At 69.8% G+C, this 23,750-nt stretch carries 19 protein-coding genes; 10 read left to right on the top strand and 9 right to left on the bottom strand.

The features are described 5' to 3' along the window. Positions 1–5 precede the first annotated feature (5 nt). Positions 6–872, bottom strand: coding sequence for a dTDP-4-dehydrorhamnose reductase (gene rfbD, locus F3087_RS14490; RefSeq protein ID WP_150402423.1), 867 nt, complete (start codon positions 870–872; stop codon positions 6–8). 244 nt (positions 873–1,116) lie between these two features. Here rfbD and F3087_RS14485 point away from each other — a divergent pair, with 244 nt between their 5' ends. From F3087_RS14485 to F3087_RS14475, 3 genes are all read left to right on the top strand, one after another. Further along, the gene (locus F3087_RS14485) at positions 1,117–2,589 is read left to right on the top strand and encodes an LCP family protein (protein ID WP_446430545.1); all 1,473 of its coding nucleotides are present in this window, start codon (positions 1,117–1,119) and stop codon (positions 2,587–2,589) included. A 3-nt stretch (positions 2,590–2,592) separates the two neighbouring features. Then, entirely contained in the window at positions 2,593–3,315 is a 723-nt protein-coding gene (locus F3087_RS14480; RefSeq protein ID WP_150402422.1) for a TIGR03089 family protein, read from the top strand. 210 nt (positions 3,316–3,525) lie between these two features. Continuing rightward, positions 3,526–4,836 carry a cytochrome P450 gene (locus F3087_RS14475; RefSeq protein WP_150402866.1) on the top strand — a complete coding sequence of 437 codons (1,311 nt, stop codon included), beginning with the start codon at positions 3,526–3,528 and terminating at the stop codon, positions 4,834–4,836. Here the strand turns inward: F3087_RS14475 and F3087_RS14470 are convergent. Further along, complete coding sequence (locus tag F3087_RS14470; RefSeq protein WP_150402421.1) at positions 4,833–6,431, bottom strand: carboxylesterase/lipase family protein; 1,599 nt, start codon at positions 6,429–6,431, stop codon at positions 4,833–4,835. The genes F3087_RS14475 and F3087_RS14470 overlap by 4 nt on opposite strands. Before the next feature lie 152 nt (positions 6,432–6,583). Here F3087_RS14470 and F3087_RS14465 point away from each other — a divergent pair, with 152 nt between their 5' ends. Next, positions 6,584–6,808, top strand: coding sequence for an FmdB family zinc ribbon protein (locus F3087_RS14465; RefSeq protein ID WP_150402420.1), 225 nt, complete (start codon positions 6,584–6,586; stop codon positions 6,806–6,808). 38 nt (positions 6,809–6,846) lie between these two features. Here the strand turns inward: F3087_RS14465 and F3087_RS14460 are convergent, their stop codons facing one another. From F3087_RS14460 to F3087_RS14445, 4 genes are read right to left on the bottom strand one after another with little or no spacing between them, the layout of a single operon-like run. After that, positions 6,847–7,122 (bottom strand): SelT/SelW/SelH family protein, encoded by a 276-nt coding sequence (locus F3087_RS14460; RefSeq protein WP_150402419.1) that lies wholly within the window; start codon positions 7,120–7,122, stop codon positions 6,847–6,849. 15 nt (positions 7,123–7,137) lie between these two features. Further along, complete coding sequence (locus F3087_RS14455; protein ID WP_223885068.1) at positions 7,138–7,527, bottom strand: YchJ family protein; 390 nt, start codon at positions 7,525–7,527, stop codon at positions 7,138–7,140. 58 nt (positions 7,528–7,585) lie between these two features. Continuing rightward, positions 7,586–8,059 (bottom strand): hypothetical protein, encoded by a 474-nt coding sequence (locus F3087_RS14450; protein ID WP_223885067.1) that lies wholly within the window; start codon positions 8,057–8,059, stop codon positions 7,586–7,588. 10 nt (positions 8,060–8,069) lie between these two features. Beyond that, entirely contained in the window at positions 8,070–10,487 is a 2,418-nt protein-coding gene (locus F3087_RS14445) for an AAA family ATPase (RefSeq protein WP_150402418.1), read from the bottom strand. Positions 10,488–10,907: 420 nt separating this feature from the next. Between F3087_RS14445 and F3087_RS14440 the strand changes: the two genes are divergently transcribed. From F3087_RS14440 to F3087_RS14415, 6 genes are all read left to right on the top strand, one after another. Continuing rightward, the gene (locus tag F3087_RS14440) at positions 10,908–13,781 is read left to right on the top strand and encodes an SWIM zinc finger family protein (RefSeq protein ID WP_150402417.1); all 2,874 of its coding nucleotides are present in this window, start codon (positions 10,908–10,910) and stop codon (positions 13,779–13,781) included. After that, complete coding sequence (locus tag F3087_RS14435; protein WP_150402416.1) at positions 13,778–14,878, top strand: ATP-binding protein; 1,101 nt, start codon at positions 13,778–13,780, stop codon at positions 14,876–14,878. Before F3087_RS14440 ends, F3087_RS14435 begins: the two co-directional genes overlap by 4 nt. Positions 14,879–14,917: 39 nt before the next feature. Then, positions 14,918–17,242, top strand: a complete 2,325-nt coding sequence (locus F3087_RS14430) for a DUF5682 family protein (protein ID WP_150402415.1) — start codon at positions 14,918–14,920, stop codon at positions 17,240–17,242. After that, positions 17,239–18,399: a VWA domain-containing protein gene (locus F3087_RS14425; protein ID WP_150402414.1), complete on the top strand. Its 1,161-nt coding sequence runs from the start codon at positions 17,239–17,241 to the stop codon at positions 18,397–18,399. The genes F3087_RS14430 and F3087_RS14425 overlap by 4 nt, the downstream gene beginning before the upstream one ends. 75 nt (positions 18,400–18,474) lie before the next feature. Then, a complete protein-coding gene (locus F3087_RS14420) occupies positions 18,475–18,714 on the top strand; it encodes an AbrB/MazE/SpoVT family DNA-binding domain-containing protein (RefSeq protein ID WP_150402413.1) in 240 nt (79 codons plus the stop codon). Next, a complete protein-coding gene (locus F3087_RS14415; protein ID WP_150402412.1) occupies positions 18,711–19,139 on the top strand; it encodes a PIN domain-containing protein in 429 nt (142 codons plus the stop codon). Before F3087_RS14420 ends, F3087_RS14415 begins: the two co-directional genes overlap by 4 nt. Positions 19,140–19,340: 201 nt before the next feature. Here the strand turns inward: F3087_RS14415 and F3087_RS14410 are convergent, their stop codons facing one another. The 3 genes from F3087_RS14410 to F3087_RS14400 all read right to left on the bottom strand — a co-directional run bounded on the left by F3087_RS14410 (position 19,341) and on the right by F3087_RS14400 (position 23,694). Beyond that, on the bottom strand, positions 19,341–20,168 hold the full coding sequence (locus tag F3087_RS14410; protein WP_223885066.1) for a phosphatase PAP2 family protein: 828 nt from the start codon (positions 20,166–20,168) through the stop codon (positions 19,341–19,343). Positions 20,169–20,389: 221 nt separating this feature from the next. Continuing rightward, entirely contained in the window at positions 20,390–22,918 is a 2,529-nt protein-coding gene (locus F3087_RS14405) for an ABC transporter permease (protein WP_191093955.1), read from the bottom strand. Then, positions 22,918–23,694 carry an ABC transporter ATP-binding protein gene (locus F3087_RS14400; protein ID WP_150402411.1) on the bottom strand — a complete coding sequence of 259 codons (777 nt, stop codon included), beginning with the start codon at positions 23,692–23,694 and terminating at the stop codon, positions 22,918–22,920. The genes F3087_RS14405 and F3087_RS14400 overlap by 1 nt, the downstream gene beginning before the upstream one ends. Between the last annotated feature and the right edge of the window lie 56 nt (positions 23,695–23,750).

Genomic DNA, 23,750 nt, shown 5'->3' with positions numbered 1-23,750 from the left:
ACAGCCTAGTCGGACAACCGCGCCAGCGCGTCCCCCAGTGCCACCTGCCACTGACGCAGCGGAGTCAACCCCGCATCATCCCAGGCACGGTGTGACAAGACCGAATATGCCGGTCGCCGTGCAGGTCTCGGAAATGCGGACGAGTCACACGGTCGCACGCGCTCCGGATCGGCGCCGACTCCTTCGAATACCGCGCGCGCCAGTTCGAACCAGGTGGCCTGTCCGGCATTGGTCGCGTGCAGCAGTCGCGGAGCGTCCGGACGACCGGCGAGTTCGAGCAGAGCGGCCGCGAGATCCGCCGCGTAGGTAGGGGCCCCGAGCTGGTCGTCGACCACGTTCACGGTGTCGCGTTCGCGCTCCAGCCGCAGCATAGTGGCGACGAAATCGCTTCCGCGCCCGGCATATACCCACGCGGTGCGCACCACGTGCGACTGCGGCGCGAGCTTCAGCACGGCCTGCTCGCCGGCCAGCTTGGACTGCCCGTAGACGCTGACCGGCCCGGTCGGATCGCTGGTCTCGTACGGACGATCGTGCACGCCCGCGAACACATAGTCGGTGGACAGATGAATAAGCCTGGCCCCCACCCGCGCACACGCCGCGGCCAGCACGGCGGGCCCGGTCTCGTTGCCCGCGAAGGCCCCCGCCACCTCGGACTCGGCCAGATCGACCGCGGTGAAGGCGGCACAGTTGATCACCACCGAACCCGGTTCGATCGCTGCGGCCACCGCGTCCGCGTCGGTGATATCGAGGTCGCGGCGGCCGACGCCGCGGGCCTGCGGTGCAAGGCGGAGCAATTCCTGCCCGAGCTGCCCGCCGGCGCCGGTGACGAGGAGGCGGGCGGGCTGGGCGGCCGACGTTGTCGAAGCTGTCACAGAGTCGAGTCTGGCACGCCGCCACACCTGCGATTTGCGGGTGGCCGGGCCGCTATTCGTTAGCCTTCAGTCAGTGGCTCTCGCCCGGCGCCCGCCGCAGCGCGGGGTTTGCCGGATCGAAGCGGGGATATGAGAAAGGTGGGGTGGTCACTCAGACCGTGCTGTCGAAAGAGGCCCCGAGCTTGTCGAAAGGATGTCGAGTTGTCGAGAGGACACAAAGTAGCTGCGGCGCAGGAGGTTCCGGGTGACCCGGCCGCGCGCCGCTGAATCGCTGTTACCGGCAGGGGGTCCGCTGCGCGGATTCGCCGCGCTGCTGGCCGTTGTGGTGCTCGTCATCACCGGCTTCGCCTGGCACAGCGTCGACAGCCTGATCTCCAATATCGAACGCATCGGCGGCCTCGGTCTCGGCGGCGGGCGCGACGGCGCGGTGGACATCCTGCTGGTCGGCGTCGACAGCCGCACCGACGCGCACGGCAACCCGCTCTCCGACCGGGAACGCGCGCTGCTGCACGCGGGCGACGAGGTCGGCACCAACACCGACACCATCGTGCTGATCCGGGTGCCGAACGACGGCCGGTCCGCGACCGCGATCTCCATTCCCCGCGACTCCTATGTCGACATTCCCGACCTGGGCAAGGGCAAGATCAACTCGGCGTACGGCGCGACCAAGGAGACCCAGCGGCTCAAGCTGATCAACCAGGGCGTGTCGGAGGGCGACGCGGACAAGCAGTCCACCCAGGCGGGCCGCCAGGCGCTGATCAAGTCGGTCGCCAACCTCACCGGCATCAGCGTCGACCACTACGCCGAGGTGAGCCTGCTCGGTTTCGTGCTGCTCACCGACGCGGTGGGCGGGGTCGAGGTGTGCCTGAACAACGCGGTGGACGAATGGATGTCCGGCGCCGACTTCCCGGCCGGGCGGCAGCGCCTCGACGGCCCGTCCGCCTTGAGCTTCGTGCGCCAGCGGCACAACCTGCCGCGCGGTGACCTCGATCGCATCGTGCGCCAGCAGGTGTTCATGGCGCAGCTGGTCGGGCAGGTGCTCAACGCGAAGACGCTCAGCAATCCGGGACGGATGAAGCAGCTCAGCGACGCGGTCGGGCGCACGGTGGTGCTCGACGACGACTGGGACGTGCTCGCGTTTCTGCAACAGCTGCAAGACCTTTCGGGCGGGCAGGTGAAGTTCGAGACCATCCCGGTCACCGATCTGAACTACATGACCAACAACGGCGAATCCGTGGTGCGGGTCGATCCCAAGGCGGTGAAGGACTACGTCGGCTCGCTGGTCGACGGGAAGTCCGCCGAATCGGACGAACCGGCGCTGGATCCGGCCACGGTGACGGTCAGCGTGTACAACGCCAGCGGGGTCGGCGGCCTGGCCGGTCAGGTCGCACAGGCTTTGAGCGGCAAGGGTTTCCGCGAGGGCGTGGTCGGCAACTACACCGGCGGCAGCGTCACCGGTAGCCGGGTGCTCGCCGCGAACACCGCCGACGCCAAGGCCAAGGCGGTGGCCAAGGCGCTCGGCGGGCTGCCGGTGCTCGCGGATACGACGCTGTCGCCGGATTCGGTGAGCGTGGTGCTGGCGAGCGACTATTCTGGTCCGGGCTCGTCGGCCGGGGGGATGTTCGACTTCTCCGGAACGTCGAGCGCGACCGCGACACCAGTCCCGCCCGCCCCACCGATCGACGCAGGCCAGAACGGACCGAAATGCGTGAACTAGACCATGCGTGAATTCGACCAGGCGCTCACCCTCACCGAGCGGGTGCTCGATCCGATTCTCGCGCGCGAGCCGGCGAATCCGCGCGTCACCTACTACGACGACGCCACCGGCGCCCGGATCGAGCTGTCCGGGCTGACCCTGGCCAACTGGGCGGCCAAGACCGCCAACCTGATCCGCGACGAGTTCGGCCTCAGCCCCGGCGCCCGGATCGCGGTGCTGCTGCCCGCGCACTGGCAGACCGCCGCGGTGCTGCTCGGCTGCTGGTGGGCGGGCACCGAGGTGGTGCTGCGTCCCGACCAGGACGCCGAACTGGCCCTGGTGACCCCCGACCGGATCGACGACGCCGACGGCATCGCCGAGGTCGCGGCGCTGTCGCTGGACGCGATGGGCACCCCCGTGCGCGACCTGCCGATCGGCGTCACCGATTTCGCCACCTCCGTGCGCGTGCACGGCGATCAGTTCCTGCCCGGCGGCGCGGGCGCGGCACTGGACGGCATGCCGGTCGCCGAGGTGTTCGCCGAGGCGAAGAAATCCGCCATGCGGCAAGGGTTTTCCGAGGGCGACCGAGTGCTGTCGAGCACCCCGTGGGACACCCCCGCCGAACTGATCGACGGCTTCGTCGCGGTCCTCGCCGCCGGCGCCTCCCTGGTCCAGGTGGTCAACCCCGACCCGGCCCGGCACGAGCGCCGCATCGAAACCGAACGCGTCACCGCCCAGCGCGCCTGACGCACACCTGCTGATTTCCCGCAGACCTATTCGTCGGCGATTCGGTCTGCGGGAAATCGAGGCGTGTGCGGCGATCTCGTCCGCCGTCCTGCCCGCACGCAGTAGGTTTCTCCTACCACGGTATAAGCGGAAGTCCGACTAGAGGACGTTCCACATTCTGGCTGGATTCCGTACGGTTGCCATATCGCACAACGACGGAGTTGGTGAATGATGATGCCGCAGTATTGGTTCCGCTGGTTGTCCGTTCAAGGCGTGCCCCGGCTCGTGCTGCGCCTGCAAGCGCGGCGCGGAGAGCCGTTCGCCGAACTGATGGGCGGGACCACCGGACTCGCCGATCCCTATCCGCTCATCGAGCGGCTACGCGGCGAGGGCAGGCTGATCCGCACCTCCATCGCCTGGGCCACCTTCGACCACGAGCTGTGCCGATCCATCTTGCGCGACAACCGATTCGGCGTGCACAGCACCGACGGCTTCGCGGTCCCCGAGGCGGTCCGGCAGCTCACCAAGAAGTACTTCCCGCTGCCGCCGAACCCGGTGGAACCGCCGTCGATGCTGGTGATCGACCCGCCGCAGCACACGAAGATGCGCAAGCCGGTCGCCGCCGCGTTCACCCCGCGCGCCATCGGCAGGCTGCGCGACCGCGTCGAAACGGTCACCGCGGAACTCCTGGACGCGCTGCCCTCCGGCGGTTCCGCCGATCTGATCAATGCCTTCGCCGCGCAGGTCCCGATCGCGATCATCTCCGAAATGCTCGGCTTCCCGGACGAGGAGAAACAACGGTTCCTGACCTGGGGCGACCAGGTGACGCCGCTGCTCGACGTCGGCATCTCCTGGCGCGCCCACCGGCGTGCGCTGCTGGCCATGGAGGTGATGAACGACTACTTCGACGAGCACATCGCGCGACTGCGCCGCACCCCCGGCGACGACATCTTCAGCGCCCTGGTCACCGCGGGCGAGCTGAGCATGTTCGAGCTCAAGGCCTCCGCCAGCCTGCTGATGGGCGCGGGCTTCGAAACCACGGTGAACCTGATCGGCAACGGGGTGGTGCAGCTGATCAACCACCCGGAACAGCTGGCCCGGCTGCGCGCCGAACCCGAGCTGTGGCCCAACGCCATCGAGGAGATCCTGCGGTTCGACTCACCGGTGCAGACGACCGCGCGCAGCGTGCTGTGCGACCTGGAGATCGACGGCGTCCAGCTGCGCGCGGGCGACACCGTCGTGCTGTCGCTGGCGGGCGCGAACCGCGACCCGGCGGTGTTCGCCGAGCCGGACCGTTTCGACGTCGGGCGCGCGAATGCCAAGGAGCACTTGTCCTTCAGCAACGGCATCCACGTCTGTCTCGGCGCCAGCCTGGCCAGGATGGAGGGTGTCTACGCGTTGCAGTCGCTGTTCGACCGCTTCCCGGACCTGCAACTCGACGGGGCACCGGAGCGCCGGAAGTTGTTCACGCTGCACGGTTACGAGCGGTTGCCGGTTGCGCTCGGCCGCCGCGCGCTCGCGCCCGAACCCACGACCGTCTAGCTGAAGCCGACGGCCTGCTCACCCCACGCGGTGTGCAGGTCGGCGTCGGGGTCGTCGACCACCCGGTCGACGGTGTCGATCAGCAGGGTCGTGCGGGTCGACGGCCGGTACGGCGGCCAATGTTTCGAGCCGTCGAGCGCGGCGGGCACGCCGTGGGTGGCAAACGCCAACCAGCGCCGCATCATTCGGCCCGACACCTCCATGGCCACCTTGCGCCCGCCCAGCCAGAACGTCGGATCGTGGTTGAACGAGCCGAAATTGCCGAACACGTAGGGCAATTCGGTGGCGTGCCCGGCCCCGACCCGGGCCGCGCGCAGCATCGGCGTCGCATGGTCGAAGCGGTACATCCAGGTCGGCGAGTGCTGTGCGTGCGCGTCGGCCACCCAGTGCGCGGGCATCCGGAACGCGGCGTCGCCGGACATGGCCAGCGCGCCGCGGGTCTTGTCCAGATCCGGGTAGGCGGAGGTGATTTCGGCGATCCGCTCGTGCGACAGCTCCGGGTGATTGGCCGCGACATCGTTGAGCATCGCGTTCACCGCGTCCGGCGTCACCGGCATGATCGGCGAGCGGAACACCCGGAACAGCGACGCCTCGTCCTTGTTCGCGCCGATCATCAACGGCACCCGATGCGAGCGCCCGTGCTGGAACCGATCGATCGGATAGGTCGGCAGCAGATCGCCGTCCACCACCGGGGCGGCCGCCAGCCGGCCGGGTTCCTTCAACGGGACCTCGTCCAGCAGGATGCCCGCGACCTCGACGATCTTCTCGATCGGCCAGTCCAGCAGTTCGATGGCCCGGTCCGGCGTCAGCTCCAGCAGCTCGAGGAAGCGGCGGGCCACCGCGGCGGCCCGCTCCTGGCCGAACACCGTGGTGGCCGGCGGGCTCTCCGCGATCGCCTTGTGGAACAGCCCGGCCGCGCGCGGCGAGGTCAGCAGCGCGGTCACGCAACCCGCGCCGGAGGATTCGCCGAACAATGTGACATTGCCCGGGTCGCCGCCGAACGCGGCGATATTGTCGCGCACCCATTCCAGCGCGGCGATCTGGTCGTGCAGGCCGAGATTCGGGGTGAACGGGCCGGGCAGCGAGGACAGATCGAGGAAGCCGAACGCGCCGAGGCGGTAGTTCACCGTGACGATCACGACGTCGCCGGTTTCGGCCAGCTTGCGTCCGTCGTAGATGCCCTGCGCGGCGGTGCCGAGGCAGTACGCGCCGCCGTGCAACCAGACCAGGACCGGGCGCGGTTCACCGGTTTCGAAGGTGTGCACCATGTCGCCGACGTCGCGCCGGGGTGACCAGACGTTCAACCACAGGCAGTCTTCGCCCATGCGCAGGTCGGAGTCGACGGGAACCATGTTGCCCATCGTCTGCGGCGCGATGTCGCCGAAGACGGCGCAGTCCCTCGTCCCGGTCCATTCGGGCGCGGGCAGTGGCGGCATGAATCGATTTACCCCGCTCGGCGCTGCCGCATACGGAATGCTGCGCCATACTGCGACCGGACCATCCCAGCGCCCGCGCACATCCCCCGAGGTAGTGGTGGCTATCGGCTCGGCGCCGCCCACGTCCAAACCCGGTTCAGCTTCGAACTGAGTGCTCATGGTCTCGCACCTCCTGCCAGGGACCCATCGGTGTGCTGCCGGTTTGCTCCAGCGGGCCCCGCACCTCGTGATCTCTTCATCGAGAGTACGTCCATGCCGACCACCTGGGAACGCGACGCACCATTATGAGACCGTGGCGGTACGCTTGACCGATGCCGAGCTACAGCTATCGGTGCCGCGGTTGCGGGGACACTTTCGAGATGAACCGCCCGATGGCGGAGTCGTCGGATCCGGCGTCCTGCCCGAGCGGCCATGCCGACACAGTCAAGCTGCTGACCACGTTTGCCACGGTCAGCCGGGGTAGCGCGACGCCGGCACCGAGTCCGGCGGCCGGTCCCGCCGGTGGCGGCTGCTGCGGCGGAGGCTGTTGCGGCTAGGCAAGGCCCTGCCCGCATCGAGGGCGCGGCGAGCGAGTTCAGTCGCGCCGATCGGCGTGGCCGAGATCACGGTCCGGCGCGACCCGATCGCGCACCCGTTGTTTCAGCACCGCGATATCGGGAAAACCGCCGTCCGCCTTGCGTTCCCAGATCTGCTCGCCGTCCACGGTGATCCGGAAAACGCCGCCCGTGCCCGGAATCAGCGCCACCTCACCGAGTTCGGTGGCGAACGTGCTCAGCAGTTCCTGCGCCATCCAACTAGCACGCAGCAACCAGCGGCACTGCGTGCAGTACTCGATCGCGACCCGGGACATAGTGCGTGAGGGTACTCAGGCTTCGACTTCGCCGTCGAGGTAGACCCAGGCCCCGTCGGCGCGCAGGAACCGGCTGACCTCGTGCAGCGAACCGCGGGTGCCGTCGGCCCGGTAGTGCGCGACGAACTCGACCAGGCCGGTCTCGTCGAACAACCCGCCGTCCGCGGTGCGCAATATCTCCAGGAACAACCACCGCTGCCCAGGGTCGAGCTCCAGCGTCGCCGGCCGGGTCCGCGGATGCCACGATCCACGAAGATAGTCGGTGTCCCCGACCGCGAAAGCCGTGTAGCGCGAACGCATCAACGCCTCGGCGGTCGCCGCCGCCCGCTTCCCGCTCAGCACCGGCCCGCAGCAGTCGTCGAAGGCCTCGCCCCGGCCACACGGACACATCCGCGTCCCACTCATACGTCGATTGTTGCGCGCCGCTCGCAACAAAGATCAGGCCGGGTCGCCTGGAGCGCGCTCAGCGGGCTTCGACGGTGGCCAGCGCACCGGCGATCGCGACCGTCTGTTCGCGCCAACGACGCAGGTCGGTGACGCTCGGCGCGAGTTCGTAGTCGTGGTGATGCGCGGCGCGCGACAACGCGGCCCAGAGCGCGGCGACCTGCGCCGCCACCTCGGGTCCGGCGAAGGTGCGCAGCGCGATCAGCTGCGCGCGCATCGGGCAGCGCATCAGCGCGGGCGCCAGCCGGCCCCACAGCTCATCTACCGACTGCTCCAAGGCAATTCGGAGAATCCACGCGGTGGCGCGGGACCACAGGCCGCCCGCGTCGGTCACCGAGCCGGCCAGCAGGCGATCGACCGTATCGAGCCGCTCGGCCACCGATGGCCGCGGCCGCTTCGGGCCCTTCTCCGGTCCGCGCTTCGGCCGCTGCCCGCCGCCGTTGCCGCCGCGGCCGCCGTTCGCACCGCGCCGCGGTCCGCGCCGCTCGCTCATCGGCGCCTCGTCAGCGCGCGAGCCATGCGACGAATCTTTCGGTCTCCGTGATCAATTCGCGCATGCTGCGGCCGATCGGCACGTGTGCGCCCGCGGTCGCGTCCCGCAGCGCCTCGACCACCCATTTCCCCTCACGCGCGACCAGATGCTTGTTGAGGTCGTCGACCTTGCCGCCGACGCCCATCACCGCGAGCGCCACTTTCGCCCTGGTGGATTGGGCGGCATCGATGTGGCGCTCCACCTCGCGGTGGTTCATGCCGTCGGCGAGCAGGCTGCGCCTGGCCCGGCCCAGGCTCGCGGCCTCGACCGCGGACCGGCAACACGTGGCGACGAGTTCGTCGGCGATGGCCTGCGGCAGCTGCGGGGTACGCACCAGTGCGCGAGCGTCATCCAGGTAGCGGCGGACCGGGTCGCTGGACACCCGCACCTCGACCACCGAGCGGTCGCGGCGCTGCACCTCGAGCACGGTGGCGTCGAGCTGCATCCGGCGCACGGCCTCGGCGAGCCGCTCGTCGTGGGTGAAGACGACCACCTGCCGGGTCCACGCGACCGCGGCGAGCACCCTGGCCAGGCCGTCGACCTTCGCCGGGTCCATCGCCTGCACCGGGTCGTCGATCATGACGAAGCGGAACGGGCTCTCCTCGACCGTGGCGCGCGGCAGGAACAGCGACAGCCCGAGCGCGTGTAACTCGCCCTGGCTCATCACGCCGAGCGCGGCGCCGTCCACGTCGTCGACGGTGACGTCCAGGAGCACCCGGCGGGCGGTTCCGGCGTTGCCCTGCAACGTGATCGAGCCGAGTTCCACGTTGCTCTGCTGGCGCAGCGTCTGCCAGACCCAGCGCGCGGTGGTCTCCAGCGGCGTCATGCGTTCGCCGCGCAGGCCCGCGGTCGCGGACTTGAGCCAGTCCTCGGCCTTCTTGACCGTGCGCAGTTCGGCCGCGTGCGCGGCGACCTCGCGCGCGCCCTCGAGCCAGCTGACGATGCGCGGGACCAGCGGGGTCCACACCTCGTCGAGCCGGTCGAGTTCCTTGCGCGTGCCCTGCTGCACCAGGTCGAGTTCGTCGACCAACCGCGCGTGCGCGCCGCGCAGCCGGTCCGGCAGGTCGGCGGCGTAGTCGGCGGAGGTGAGCGCGGCCCAGTCGGCCCAGGCGCGGCGGACCGCGGAGGTGTCGACCGAGGGCGGGTTGCGCGGATCGAAATCCAGTTCCGGCGGAATGAGATCCGGCAGCGAGCGGGCCGCGCGCAGGGCATCGCCGAGTTCGGTGCGCGCGGTGGTGAGCGCGTCGACCCGGGCGGCGAGCTCGGTGATCGAGTCGTCGGCCGCGAGGGCCCACTCGTCGTCCAGTTCGCCGCGGCCGCAGACCGGGCACGGGCAGGTGCCGCTCGCCTTGTGGTGGTCGCGGGCCCGGCGCAACAGTTCCAGCACGCGCCAGTCCGCCTCGGCGTCGGCGGTGGTGCCGCGGGCCAAGGCCGTGCCGCAGTCCGCGAGCCGGGTGGCCACCTGCGCCACCTCGGCCGCCGTCGGCAGGGTGAGGCGGACAATCGCGCGCAGGCCCGCGGGGCCGCCCGGGTCGTCGAAGGTGCCGGACACCTCGCGCCCGACCGCGGCGAGGTCCGGTTGGGCGGGACGCAGCAGGGCGTTCACCCGGACGGCGCGGTCGTCGGCCACCGTCTCCAGCGCCTCCAGGAGTTCGAGGCGTTCCTGGCGGGAATCCCGCACGGCGCGTTCCAGTTCCAGGCGGCGCATCCGAATTCGCTCCTGCGCCAAGGTCAATTCGTCCAGGCCGAGCAGCTGGTGCAGCGCGTCGAACAGGTCGCTCGGTTTGCCGTCGACCAAGGCGCCCAGCTCGCTGTAGGACAGGAACGGGCGGTACAGCTCCAGCCTGCCCGCCCAGCGGTCCATATCGAATTCCGTTGGGGCGGTGGGCGGATGCTGTTCGGTCCAGGTCGCGTCGGGCAGGTCCGCGTCGGCGGCCCACTCCTTGCTGATGGTCAGCTGCGGCTTGCTTCCGGTGGTGAGCAGCTCCACCTCGATGCGGGCGGTGCCGCCGTCGTGCAGGTTGCGCCAGCCCTCCCGCCAGGCCGCGGATCGACCGTCCCAGCGGCGATTTCCGCCGGTGAACACCAGTTCGGCGGCCTCGGCGAAGCTGGATTTGCCGCTGCCGTTGCGGCCGACGACCAGGGTGAGGCCGGGCCCGGGCGGCAGTTGCAGCTCGGCCTGCGGGCCGATGCCGCGGAAGCCGCGGACCCGGATGGCACGCAGGAAGATCCCGCCGTCATCGAATTCGGTTGCCCGATCGTCGTTCTCGGTGCCGCCGAGGGCACGCAGGACGGTCCGGGCCACCGAGGGCGTCACCGAGGGGTCCGCGGCGAGCCGGCGGGTCACCACCTCGGTTAATCGCGGCACCGGGTCTGCGTCGGGACGCATTTGGTCGGGACCCCCTCCACCACCGAGCCGCTACACGTCCTCCGACCTCGTGCGCGGCGCCACTGTCGAAGCTCTGCGAAACGCTACCCGATCGCGTCGCATTCGCCCACCGGAGGTAATCGTCCGGTCACCAGCGAATCTGCCCGCGGGGATGGATATGGCCATCGAAACGGCTGGGGCCGCGCCTCGATGTCCACCCCTCGCCAGCCCCGGCGGGCAGCTCGATGGTGTATCACCCGATTTGGATGGTTCGGTCGAGCCGAACAGGACAGAATGCCAGAGAACAACAATGTACGCAAGAGGCTTTCCGCGGCGAAAACCGGCACGCCGCAGTAATTTCCGTGCGGAACACACCGGCCGGATCGGCACTTGTCGGTGGCCTGCGGTAGAAATCCGGTCAACCGACGAACGGGGGAAGACATGACGCGCTGGAGCGAGGACCAGGTCACGGCGCTTGCGCCGGACGCGAGCTCGCTGTCGGCCGCGCGGAAGCTGGCCAGTCGCTGGCGCGACACCGGACAGCACGACATCGCGCTGTGGGGACTGTGCCAGGGCAGCGGTGCCAAGCCCTATCAGACGATCATCGATCTATCCGGGCCCGCGTACAAGTGCTCCTGTCCGAGCCGCAAGTTCCCGTGCAAGCACGCGCTATCGCTGTTGCTCGAATGGTCCGCGGGCCGGGTCGAGGACGCGCCCGCGATCGTCGACTTCGCCGGGAGCTGGATCGGCGGCCGGATCGCCAAGGCCGCTAAACCGGCGGCGGAGGCCGGCCCCCGCACCTCGAATCCGGCCACCGCGGAACAGCGCCGGGTGCGGGTCACCGCGGGGCTGGCCGAACTCGACGTCTGGCTCGGCGACCAGGTGCGCACCGGCCTGGCGCAGGCCGATCGCTCGTACCGGGCGTTCGAGACGATCGCCGCGCGCATGGTCGACGCGCAGGCGCCCGGGGTTGCCTCGGCCCTGCGTCAGCTGCCGACCGCCGTGGTCACCAGGCCGGACTGGCCCGACGTGGTGCTGCGCGAATACGCCAGGCTGCACCTGCTCGTCGCCGCGCATCGCCGGCTGGACGAGTTGCCGCCCGAGCTGGGCGCCAGCGTCCGTACGCACGTCGGCTATCCGAATCCGGCCGAGTCCGTGCGCACCGAGCCCGCGGTGCGGGACCGGTGGATGGTGCTCGGCCTGCGGATCACCGAGGACGAACGCCTCTACACCCGGCGAACCTGGTTGTACGGGCGGGCATCCCGGCGCTGGGCCCTGGTGGTCGACCACTCGTTCGGCTCACCGGCCTTCCCCGCGGACGTGCCGCCGCTCGGTCTGCTCGCCGACGCGGACCTGCACTACTACCCCGGCGCCGCGCCGCTGCGCGCGCTGTGGGGCGAACGCCACGGCGCGACAGAGCCGTTCACCACCTTGCCGACCGATCCGGACCGGCCCGGCACGATCGCCGCCGCACTCGCCGATCACGCGAGCGCGCTCGGCGCCGATCCGTGGCTGCGCGGGTGGCCGGTGCTGCTCGTCGACGTGGTCCCGGTGCACACCGAAAATGGTTGGTACATCGCCGAATCCGACGGCACCGCGCTGCCGGTGGCGCCCACCGAACAGCCGTGGCGACTGCTCGGCGTCTCCGGCGGCCATCCGGTAACCATCGCCGCCGAGTGGACCGGCGAAGGCTTGGTGCCGGTCTCGGTGTTCAATGCCGGCGAGGTGATCGATCTGGCCAGGCTCGATCCGGTCGGCCGGAGTACGCCGAATGCCCGGGCGGCGCAGTCGGCCGACGCGGCCGACCTCACCGCCGTCGCGCTGCTCGGCACCGCCCGCCGGCCGCCGGACCTCACCGGGCTCGCCGCGCCGATCGCCGAGGCGGCCGACCGACTACCAGCCGATCCGGCGCTGCGCCTGCTCGAATCCGCGGCGCTCCAAGATGTTTTCGCGCGCGGCGGGGTGCGTGCGGCCACCGCGACCGCCCCCGAACCGGCAGAGGACGACTCCAGGCGGCTGCTCCCGCCCGTCGCCGCGGGGCGCCTTGCGCGGATGTTGCAGGAGAAGTCGCCGTTCCTGCCCGAATGGTTCACCGCGGCAACGCCTTACGACTACCGCGCGCCGGACGCGCTGTGCGGGCAGTTGCTCGACCAGGCGAAGAGCAACGTCGAGCTGCGCGAGCCGTTGCTGCGCCTGGCCGGCACCCGCGGCCGGTGGCTGGCGAGCCAGCATCCGGAATGGCGAAACCTGGTGCGGCAGCAGCCTGCTGCGGCACCCACGGAGGACGCCTGGCAGTTCGGGCAGCCGCCGGAGCGCCGGGGCTGGCTGGCCGAGCTGCGCCGCCGGGACGCCGACGCGGCGCGCGAAACCCTGGCCACCGCCTGGCCGAAGGAATCGGGTCCGCTGAAGGCGGAGTTACTCGCCGTGCTCGCCGACGGGATTTCGCGGGCCGACGAACCGCTACTGGAAGCCGGGCTGGACGATCGGCGCTCCGACGTCCGGCGGACCGCCGCCGGACTGCTGACCCTGCTGCCCGATTCGGCGTTCGCACACCGCATGACGCGGCGGGCGAACGAGTGGCTGCGCGTCGAGCACCGGATGTTGCACACCGAACTCGTTGTCGCCCTGCCCGATACGCTGGATCCGCCCGCGCATCGCGACGGCATCACCGACCGCAGCGTCGAGTTCACCTATCGGTGGGGCGGCGCTCCCGACGTCAGCGCGGGCAGGCTGCGCCAGCTGGTCGCGGCGACACCGCTCGGCCACTGGGCGAACGTGCTCGGCGCGCCCGACAAGGCGGTCAGGGTCACCATCGACGACCGCTTCCGCCAGCCGGTGTTCGACGGCTGGGTGGATGCCGCACTGGCCCAGCACGATTCGGTGTGGGCGCGGGCACTGTTCGACGCGGGCGTGCCGACCGACGTCGCCATGCTGCGCAGGCGCGAGCTGTTCGCGCTGCTGCCGCAGGCCGACCGCACCCGCCACCTGCTCGACCTGGACGGCTCCTGGCTCTCCGAGATCGAGGCGCTGCTGCCCGCGATGGGACATCCGTGGCCGGAACCCTTGGCGCAGCACCTGATTCTGCTGCTGTTCGAACGTGCCCGCGCCGCCGCCCGCCGGCCAGAAGCGCACGGCAACACCCCCAACGCGCACCGCTCGCTGCTGGCCGCGGCGTCGGTGCACCTGCCCGTTGCCGCCGCGAGCGCCGCCGCCGTGGTGGCCCGCCGGTGCGGCGATCCCACCTGGGAGCGAGCCTTCGATCAGCTCGCCCACGACCTCAACCACCGCTCGATGATGCTCGAGGAGTTGCAGTGACCACTACCGACGTGACGCCCGACCTGCTGCGTCCGCACGCCGAACAGGCCTACGCCGACGAACTGTCCGCCCTCGCGAGCGCCGACGAGCGCCCGCGCCCGCCGTCCTGGCGGCTCTCGCCGTGGGCGGTGGTCACCTACCTGCTCGGCGGCACCCTGGACGACGGCACCGTGATCAGCCCGAAGTACGTCGGCCCGCGCCGGCTCATGGAGGTGGCGGTCGCGACCCTCGCCACCGACCGCGCACTGCTGCTGCTCGGCGTGCCCGGCACCGCCAAAACCTGGGTGTCGGAACATCTTTCGGCCGCCATCTGCGGCGAATCGACGCTGCTCGTGCAGGGCACCTCGGGGACCGCGGAGGAGGCGATCCGGTACGGCTGGAACTACGCGCGGCTGCTCGCCGAGGGCCCGAGCGAGGGCGCGCTGGTGCCGTCGCCGGTGATGACCGCGATGCGCGCGGGCTCGATCGCCCGGGTCGAGGAGCTCACCCGCATCCCGTCCGACGTGCAGGACGCGCTGATCACCGTGCTGTCGGAGAAGACGCTGCCGGTGCCGGAACTCGGCACCGAGGTGCAGGCGGCCAAGGGCTTCAACGTCATCGCCACCGCCAACGACCGCGACCGCGGCGTGAACGAGCTGTCCTCGGCGCTGCGCCGCCGGTTCAACACCGTGGTGCTGCCGCTGCCCGCCAGCGAGGACGAGGAGGTCGCCATCGTCAGCCGCCGCGTCGAACAGCTCGGCGCCTCCTTGGAACTGCCGAAGGTGCCCGCCGCGGCCGAGGAGGTGCGCCGGGTGGTGCGCGTCTTCCGCGAATTGCGCTCCGGCATCACGGCCGACGGCCGCACCAAGCTCAAGTCGCCCTCGGGCACGCTGTCCACCGCCGAGGCGATCTCGGTGATCACCAACGGGATCGCGTTGTCCGTCCACTTCGGCGACGGCGTGCTGCGGGCCGGGGACATCGCCGGCGCGGTGCTCGGTTCGGTGATCAAGGATCCGGTCGCCGATGCGGTGGTGTGGACCGAATACCTGGAAGCCGTTGTCCGCGAACGGCCGGAGTGGTCCGACTTCTACCGGGCCTGCCGCGAGATCTCCGGGTGACGGACGCGACCACCAGGTAGAGGAGAAGGGGGTGACACCATGACGCAAGCACAGAACGGCTCGGGCGCGCAGACCCGCGTGTTCGGCATCCGCCATCACGGGCCGGGTTCCGCGCGCTCACTTCGGTTGGCACTGGAGGCTTTTCAACCCGACACCATCTTGATCGAGGGGCCCGCGGACGCCGATCCGCTGGTCGGATACGTTGCGGCCGAAGGGATGGCGCCGCCGGTAGCGCTGCTCGCCTATGTGCCCGATACTCCGGCGAAGGCCGCGTTCTGGCCCTACGCCGTGTTCTCGCCGGAGTGGCAGGCGCTGCGATATGCCGCCGAACACGATGTGCCCGTTCGGTTCTGCGATCTGCCCGCCACCATGGTGCTGGCCGCCGAGGAGGAGCCCGGCGACCGGTTCGACCCGCTGACCGAGCTCGCCGCGGCCGGCGGCTACGACGATGCCGAGCGCTGGTGGGACGCGGTCGTCGAATCCGCCCCCGACGCCACCGCGTTCGACGCGATCACCGAGGCGATGGGCGCGCTGCGCGAATCCGCCGAGCTGATCGCGGCCGAGCCGGAGCCGCTCGGCGCCACGCTGGACGACGCGGGCGTCAACTCCGTCGCCGAGGCGACCGCGGAGGTCATCGGGCTGGAACCGATTGAGCTCGACGCCGTCCACATCGACGCGCACACGCTGCGCCGCGAGGCCTACATGCGGCAGACGATGCGTAAGGCGTTGAAGGACGGCGCGGTCCGGCTCGCGGTGGTATGCGGGGCCTGGCACGCGCCCGCGCTCACGGGCAAGCTCGGGCCCGCGACCGCGGATACCCGGCTGCTGAAAGGACTTCCGAAGACGAAGGCCACACTGACCTGGGTGCCGTGGACACATTCGCGGCTGTCCACGATCTCCGGCTACGGCGCGGGCATCACCTCCCCCGGCTGGTACCACCACCTGTTCACTGAGACCGAGCGGCCGATCGTCCGCTGGCTCACCAAGGTGGCCGGCGTGCTGCGCGCGCACGATCTGCCGGTGTCCAGCGCGCACATCATCGAGGCGGTCCGGCTCGCCGACACCCTCGCCGCGATGCGGGACCGCCCGCTGGCCGGGTTGTCCGAGGTCACCGAGGCCACCCGCGCGGTGATGTGCGCGGGCGACGAGACCATGCTGCGGCTGGTGGTGAACGAGCTCGTCGTCGGCGAGGCGCTCGGCACCGTCCCCGAGGGCACGCCGACCGTCCCGCTCGACGCCGACCTGCGCGCTCGGATCCGCACGCTGCGGATGAAGCAGGAGGCGCTGTCCCGGGTGCTCGATCTCGACCTGCGCAAGGAACGCGAGGTCGAGCGTTCCCGCCTGCTGCACCGGCTGCGCGTGCTCGACATCCCGTGGGGCACGCTCACCACCAGCGAGGTGCGCAGCACCGGCACCTTCCGCGAGACCTGGACGCTGGAATGGCGCCCGGAGTACGCCATCTCGATCATCGAGGCATCCCGCTGGGGCACCACCATCGGCACCGCCGCCGAGGCGAAGATCCTCGACACGGCGAGTCGCGAGGACAGCACCGTCGGCGACCTGTCGGCTGCGCTGGAGGTGGCGCTGCTGGCCGATCTCGGTGGCGCCACCGACGGCCTGATCACCCGGCTGGAATCGGCCGCCGCGCTGGATCACGACATCACCCATCTGCTCGCCGCCCTGCCGGGGCTCGTCCGGACGCTGCGCTACGGCGATGTCCGCGGCACCGATACCAAGGCCCTGGCCCACGTCGCCGACGGCCTGCTCGTGCGCATCTGCGCCGGCCTGCCCGGTGCCGTCACCGGGTTGGACACCGATGCGGCGACCGAGTTCCGCACCTTGCTCGACGCCGCCCACACCGCCATCAGCACCCGCGACGACGGCTGGGCCACCGGCGAATGGCTCGGCGCGCTGGGCAAGCTCGCCGACCGCGACGACGTGCACGGCGCGCTCGTCGGCCGCGCCGTCCGAGTGCTCGCCGACGCGGGCCTCATCGACGAAACCGATTCCGCCCGTCGGCTTTCCGCCGCCCTGTCGGTCGGCAACACCGCCGCCGCGAAGGCCGCCTGGATCGACGGCTTCCTCGGCGGGCGCGGGCTGCTACTGGTGCACGACCGGGAGTTGTTGCGCCTCATCGACGATTGGCTGAGCGCGCTGCGCGAAGACCAGTTCGTCGAGACACTTCCCTTGCTGCGCCGGACCTTCGGCGCGTTCGAGTCGGGCGAGCGGCGCGCGATCGGCCGCGCGGTGCGCGACGGCGGCACGATCGCCACCCGGACCGCCGGCGAGGGCGGCAATTTCGACCTCAGTCGCGGCAGCATCGCCTTGCGCGCCGCCGCGGAGATCTTAGGAGTTCCGGTATGAACGCGGTCGATGAAACGCAGGCGCGGCGTTGGCGTCTGGTGCTCGGCGCTGCCGCCGAAGAGGGGCTCGGTGGACTCGGCGACGGCGACGATGTCGCGATGGACCGCGCGCTGTCCGCGCTGTACAACGACAACGAACGCAGCTCGGGTAAACGCTCCGGCGGGCTCGAGGGCTCCGCGCCCCGGGTGGCCCGCTGGCTCGGCGACATCCGCAACTACTTCCCCTCGACCGTCGTCGAGGTGATGCAGCGCGACGCGGTCCAGCGGCTGAACCTCACCCAGTTGCTGCTGGAGCCGGAGTTGCTCGAGGCGGTCGAACCCGACGTGCACCTGGTCGGCACCCTGCTGAGCCTGAACCGGGTGATGCCGGAAACCACCAAGGCGACCGCGCGCATGGTGGTGCAGAAGGTGGTGCGCGAGATCGAGCAGCGCATCGCCGCGCAGACCGTCGCGGCCGTCTCCGGCGCGTTGAACCGGGCCGCCCGCGTCTCCCGGCCACGGCTGCGCGATATCGACTGGGACCGCACCATCCGCAAGAACCTGGCCAACTATCTGCCCGAGCATCGCACCGTCGTGCCCGAGCGGCTGGTCGGTTACGGCCGCAAAGCCCAAGCGGTGCAACGCGACGTGGTGCTCGCCATCGACCAATCCGGCTCGATGGCGGCCAGCGTCGTCTACGCCTCCGTCTTCGGCGCGGTGCTCGCCTCCATGCGCTCGCTGAAGACCTCGCTCGTCGTCTTCGACACCGAGATCGTCGACCTCACCGACAAACTCGACGACCCGGTCGACGTCCTGTTCGGCACCCAGCTCGGCGGCGGCACCGACATCAACCGCGCCATCGCCTATTCCCAAACCCTCGTCACCCGCCCCACCGATTCCCTCTTCGTGCTCATCTCCGACCTCTACGAGGGCGGTGTCCGCGATGAAATGCTGCGCCGGATCAATGCCATGAAGGAATCCGGCGTCCAGGTGGTGGTCCTGCTCGCCCTGTCCGACGAAGGCGCCCCCGCCTTCGACCACGACAACGCCGCCGCCCTGGCCGCCCTCGGCGTCCCCGCCTTCGCCTGCACCCCCGACAAATTCCCCGCCCTACTCGCCGTCGCCCTGGACCGCGGCGACCTGCAAGCCTGGGCCAACTCCAACACGAGCCACAGCTGAAATACAATGGACTACTATGCCATATGATCAGTATCTACTCTATTGCACAAACTGATCACGCTGTAATATGAATACATGAGCTCTGCACATGCCAAGGTGACCGGCAACGGTCAGATCTCGCTCCCCGCAGATCTACGCCGCCGGTGGGGTGCCTCCTCGGTGCTGGTCATCGACCGCGGCGACTACGCGATCGTGCGGCCGATCCCGACCGATCCGATCACCGCACTGATGGGCGCCCATGCAGGTCCAGGACCGGACAGCGAGGAGGCCCGAGCAGCCGAACGCGCCGCCGAACCGACAAGCAGGGAACGATGACAGTCCTTGATGCCTATGCAGTTATCGCGTACTTCCGCGCCGAGCCGTCAGCCCGCGAAGTCGCGAACCTACTAGTCGCGCCCAGCGTCCTGTCCACCGCGAACGCCGCGGAAGTGATGGATCAACTCGCCCGCGTGTACGGGCGCCACCCGGACGACGTGGAGGCAGACATCGCCCTGCTCTCCACGATCGGCATGCGACTTGCTCCCGTGACCGCCCCGCTGGGGGTGCTCGCTGGGCGTTTGCGCACTCGGCATTACCATCGCGAACGGATGGCCGTAAGCCTGGCGGACTGTGTCGCCGCGGCCACCGCACTGTCCGAGGAGCTCCCGCTGGCAACGGCGGACCCCGCACTTGCCGAGGTGGTGCGATTGGAAGGCGGCAAGGTCTACCCGCTTCCCGACAGCAAGGGCCGACTGCCCTGATCGAAGCCGAATCACCCTGAGAGACTGGAGATCGCCGAGACCAGGTTGATCAACTGCAGTGCGATGCCGAGCAGGGTGGAGAGCGTGGTGAGGAATTCCATCGGGCTCCTATCTGAACGGGCGAACCGGACAGCTCAGGAGATCCTACGACAGCGGTTGCGGCGGTGAGCCTGGTTCGGCCGACCGGCGCGGGACGAGTTCTCAGCTGGTCACGAGGGGTTTCGCGGCCACCGGGCCCATGATGCCCCAGGCCGTCGCGGCGGTCGGGACGAGCTTCGGGTGCAGTAGTGCGGAGATGGCCAGCAAACCGATCGCAACGATGACGTCCAGCCAGTAGTGGTTGCCGGTGCCGATCACGACCAGGGTGGTCAGCACCGGATGCGCGAGGGCCAGCCAGCGCCATCGGGTGCGGGTCGCGGCGACCACGGCGAACGCGAGCAGTAGCGCCCAGCCGACGTGCAGCGAGGGCATGGCGGCGAATTGGTTGGACAGGCCGCCGGATTCGGCCGAGCCGTAGACGGATTGGCCGTGCACGGCGGCCAGATCGACGAAGCCGTACTCCGGCAGCATGCGCGGCGGCGCGAGCGGCACCAGGACGTGCACGACGAGCGCGGCGGCGGTCAACGCCACCATCAGGTTGCGCGTCCATCGATAGTGCTCGGGCCGAAACACCCACAACCACAACAGAACCGCCACCGCGACGGTGAAATGCGCGGTGGCGTAATAGAAGTTGGCCGGCAGGGCGAAGGAGTCGTGGCGCACGAAGACCGACTGCAACGTCGTCTCCTCGGGTAGCCAGAGGCGATCCTCCAGTCCGAGCAGTGCACGGGCGTTGCCGAACGCGCGCACCGTGTCGTCGGCGGTCACCATCCGGCCCACCCGATAACCGACGTAGAGCACGGTGATCAGCACCAGCTGCCCGACCGCCTCGCCGCCGCGGCCGTGCACCGCCGCCCGCATCCGTTCGACGATCCCGCCCGGCGCGACCTCGAATCCGGCACCCGGCCCGCCAAGACCCACAGCCACCATTGCCCGCGGCCTCCTTCCCCGTTGAACCAGGCCGATCCCGGCAATTAAGCGGAGCTACATCCTCCGTTTAACCTAGCATCATCCCCCGGCCGACTTCACCACGGTGTGACGGGACAGACACCACGGTTCCCGCACCGCCCCGGACCTGCTGCGGGCCAGTCGATTCCGCACAGCAGAACGGCGGGCCCCGACGAATCGGGGCCCGCCGGACAGCGGTGCGCTTACAGGTCGGCGATGGCCGCCAAGGGTGGGGTCCGGGCCGCCCGGACCGCGGGCCAGAGCGCGGCCAGCACCCCGACCACGCCCGAACTCACCAGCACGAGCACCAGCTGCGACCACGGGATGGCGATCTGATCGAGCCCCAGATCCCGCAGTGTCCGCAGGAAGCCCACGCCCAGCCCCAACCCCAGCAGCATGCCGATGATGGCCCCGAAGACCGCGATCAGCATGGATTCCAGATAGATGGTTCGCCGCACTTGCGCGCGTTGCATCCCGACCGCCCGCAGCATGCCGATCTCGCGCCGCCGCTCCACCACCGACAATGCCAGCGTGTTGACGATGCCGAGGATGGCGATCACCACCGCCAGCGCGAGCAGGCCGTAGAGGATGGCGAGCAGCGTGTTGATCTGTTTGCCTTGCGCGCCTTTGAATTCCTCCCGGTCCTGCACCTGAACCACCGGGAACGGCTCGACCGCCCGCTCCAGATCAGCGCGCATCTCGGTCAGGTTCGCGCCGGGCTTGGCGGTGACCAGCACGACGACATTGCTCTGGAAGTTGACCGGCACCACCTCCTTGTAAACCACCGGCGACACCACGAGCGCGCCGAGCAACGGGGTCTTGCGATAGATGCCGGCGACGGTGAGCGGAACCTTCTTGCCGTCGAAACTGGTCGGCGAGACCTCCTGGCCGACCCGCCAGCCGCGCTTGTTCGCCTCGTCCTCGGACACCAATATGTCCCGGTCGCCGAGAGTCGCTGAGCCACGCAGTATTTCGTAATTCAGTGCCTGATCCAGCCGGCCGTCCGGCGAGGTGCCGCCGACCTGGTCGTCCCCGATCTTGAAGCCGACGCCGCGCAGCCCGACCACCTCGGCGACGCCGGGCACCGACTTGCGCACCGCGTCGGCGGCGCCGAACGGCACTCCGACGAATTGCTGACTGGCCAGCACATAGTCGGACCGCACGCCCTTGTCCACCAGCACCCCGACGCTGGCTTTCGCCGAAGCGCCGAGCATTCCGATCGCGGTCACCAGCATCAGCCCGAGGGTGAGCGCGAAAGCCGTTGCGGCCGTGCGGCGCGGGTTGCGGGCGGCATTGTTGCGCGCCATCCGCCCGATCGGGCCGAACGGACGAGTCAACACCCCGAGCCCACCGACCACCGGTCGCGAAAGCGCGGGCGCGGCCAGCAATACCGCGAGAATCAGCGCCAGCGCGCCGATGCCGACGGTCAAAGCCGCGTTCCCGCCGGTGGATTGGGCGCCGACGTAGACGAGCACCGCACCCGCCACCGCGAGCACCGCACCGACCAGCGTCCGGATCCGCAAAGAATCACCGGCGGAGGCGAATTCCTCGCGCATCGCCTCGACGGGCGGAATCTTCGCCGCCCGGCGGGCCGGCGCGTAGGCACTGAGCACGGTCACGATGAGACCGACGAGCAACCCGACCGCGATGGTGCGCGGCAACACCGTCATCGACCCGGTGGGCAACCCGAGATCGAACGCGTTGAGCACCGCGGACAGCCCGAACGCCAGCCCGATGCCGCCGGCCAATCCCAGTGCGCTGCCGACCAATCCGATGACGAACGCCTCCGCGACCACCGATCGCCCGACCTGTTGCCGGCTCGCCCCGACCGCACGCAGCAAGGCGAGTTCACGCAGCCGCTGCGCGACGATCATCGAGAAGGTGTTGTAGATGATGAACGTCCCGACGATCAGCGCGATCGCGCCGAACGCGAGCAGGAAGTAGTTGATGAAGTTGAGCGCGTTGGACACGTCCTTCTTCAGGTCCGCGCGCACCTGATCGCCGTTCTGCACCTTGTAGTTCGGCAGGTCCTTGATCAGGTTGTCGCGCAACTGATCCCCGGGTATCCCGGTGGCCGCGACATCGACATAGGCCACGTGCAGCCCGTCGGTGAACAGCTTGCGCGCCTGGGTGTCGTCGAACAGCACGCCGATGAATCCGCCGGTGTCCGAAGGCACCTGGTAGATGCCGGTGAGCGTCACATCGATCGGATCGCCCTGCGACGGGATCATCAGCTTGGTGTGATCGCCGATCTTCAATCCGGCCCGCTCGGCGCCACCCGTATTCAGCGCTATCTCACCGCTTTTCGCCGGCGGCACGCCCTGGACGAACTTGTTCGGCTCGGCGACCGCCCGCTCCGGCGGCAGATACGACTGCCCGAAGGTGGGCGCGCCGCCGGTCTGGATCGCCTTCTTCCCGTCCGGCGTGAGCAGCACCAGGACGCCGTTCACGCTCGGCGCGATCGTGCGCACCCCGGGATACTTCTGCAGTTCGTCGACGATGTTGTTCGGAACCCCTTGCGCCTGCCGCTCTTTGGGACTCACCCGAACGTCGACGCCCTTCGCCTGACCGGCGAAGATCCCGTCGAACGTGCGCTGCAACGTATCGGTGAACACGAACGAGCCCGCGATGAACGCGGTGCCGAGCACCACCGATAGCAGCGTGAGGGCGAGGCGCACCTTATGTGCGGCAAGGTTGCGTAGCGCAACCTTCCGCATCGGACTACCACTCATCAGGCTTGCTCCAGCGCCTTCATCCGGTCGAGCACGGTATCCGACGTCGGATCACGCATTTCGTTGACGATCTTGCCGTCGGCCAGGAAGATCACCCGGTCGGCGAACCCGGCGGCGTGCGGCTCGTGTGTGACGATCACCACGGTCTGCCCGAACTCGTCCACCGCGGCGCGCAGGATGGACAGCACCTCCTCGGAGGCCTTCGAGTCCAGGTTGCCGGTCGGCTCGTCGCCGAAGATGATCTCCGGCTTGCCCGCCAGCGCCCGCGCGCAGGCCACCCGCTGCTGCTGTCCGCCGGACAGCTCGCTCGGCCGATGGGTGAGCCGGTCGTTGAGGCCGAGCCGCTCGAGCACCGTGGCCAGCCAGGACTGATCCGGCTTGCGCCCGGCGATGTCCAGCGGCAGCGTGATGTTCTCCAGCGCGGTCAGCGTCGGCACCAGGTTGAACGCCTGGAAGACGAAGCCGATCCGGTCGCGCCGCAGCCGGGTCATCTGCTTGTCGGAAAGGCCGGCCAGGTCGGTATCGCCGATCCGGACGGTGCCGGTGCTCGCGCTGTCCAGCCCGGCCAGGCAGTGCATCAGCGTCGACTTGCCGGAGCCCGACGGACCCATGATCGCGGTGAATTCTCCCTTCGCGAACTCGGCCGACACGCCGTCCAGCGCCCGGACCTGCGTATCTCCCGACCCGTAGACCTTGACCAGGTCGATCGCACGGGCCGCGACATCGGTCGGTACCGCCAGGTCAGCGGTGTCGGAACCCAAAGCTTGCGAAGTCATGCACACCAGTCTTACCGCGTTCGGGCCGGTGCGCCATCAGGGAATTCCCCGACTCG

Source organism: Nocardia colli (assembly GCF_008704205.1).
GTDB lineage: Bacteria > Actinomycetota > Actinomycetes > Mycobacteriales > Mycobacteriaceae > Nocardia > Nocardia colli.
Note: the sequence above shows the minus strand (reverse complement) of the source record. Positions and strands in the feature narration are given on the sequence as shown.

Excerpts from the sequence above, each read along its gene's own strand:
- F3087_RS14480 (WP_150402422.1), top strand. The coding sequence starts at position 2,593 with ATGCGTGAATTCGACCAGGCGCTCACCCTCACCGAGCGGGTGCTCGAT.
- F3087_RS14475 (WP_150402866.1), top strand. The coding sequence starts at position 3,526 with ATGATGCCGCAGTATTGGTTCCGCTGGTTGTCCGTTCAAGGCGTGCCC.
- F3087_RS14470 (WP_150402421.1), bottom strand. The coding sequence starts at position 6,431 with ATGAGCACTCAGTTCGAAGCTGAACCGGGTTTGGACGTGGGCGGCGCC.
- F3087_RS14465 (WP_150402420.1), top strand. The coding sequence starts at position 6,584 with ATGCCGAGCTACAGCTATCGGTGCCGCGGTTGCGGGGACACTTTCGAG.
- F3087_RS14460 (WP_150402419.1), bottom strand. The coding sequence starts at position 7,122 with ATGTCCCGGGTCGCGATCGAGTACTGCACGCAGTGCCGCTGGTTGCTG.
- F3087_RS14455 (WP_223885068.1), bottom strand. The coding sequence starts at position 7,527 with ATGAGTGGGACGCGGATGTGTCCGTGTGGCCGGGGCGAGGCCTTCGAC.
- F3087_RS14450 (WP_223885067.1), bottom strand. The coding sequence starts at position 8,059 with ATGAGCGAGCGGCGCGGACCGCGGCGCGGTGCGAACGGCGGCCGCGGC.
- F3087_RS14445 (WP_150402418.1), bottom strand. The coding sequence starts at position 10,487 with ATGCGTCCCGACGCAGACCCGGTGCCGCGATTAACCGAGGTGGTGACC.
- F3087_RS14440 (WP_150402417.1), top strand. The coding sequence starts at position 10,908 with ATGACGCGCTGGAGCGAGGACCAGGTCACGGCGCTTGCGCCGGACGCG.
- F3087_RS14430 (WP_150402415.1), top strand. The coding sequence starts at position 14,918 with ATGACGCAAGCACAGAACGGCTCGGGCGCGCAGACCCGCGTGTTCGGC.
- F3087_RS14425 (WP_150402414.1), top strand. The coding sequence starts at position 17,239 with ATGAACGCGGTCGATGAAACGCAGGCGCGGCGTTGGCGTCTGGTGCTC.
- F3087_RS14420 (WP_150402413.1), top strand. The coding sequence starts at position 18,475 with ATGAGCTCTGCACATGCCAAGGTGACCGGCAACGGTCAGATCTCGCTC.
- F3087_RS14415 (WP_150402412.1), top strand. The coding sequence starts at position 18,711 with ATGACAGTCCTTGATGCCTATGCAGTTATCGCGTACTTCCGCGCCGAG.
- F3087_RS14410 (WP_223885066.1), bottom strand. The coding sequence starts at position 20,168 with ATGGTGGCTGTGGGTCTTGGCGGGCCGGGTGCCGGATTCGAGGTCGCG.
- F3087_RS14405 (WP_191093955.1), bottom strand. The coding sequence starts at position 22,918 with ATGAGTGGTAGTCCGATGCGGAAGGTTGCGCTACGCAACCTTGCCGCA.
- F3087_RS14400 (WP_150402411.1), bottom strand. The coding sequence starts at position 23,694 with ATGACTTCGCAAGCTTTGGGTTCCGACACCGCTGACCTGGCGGTACCG.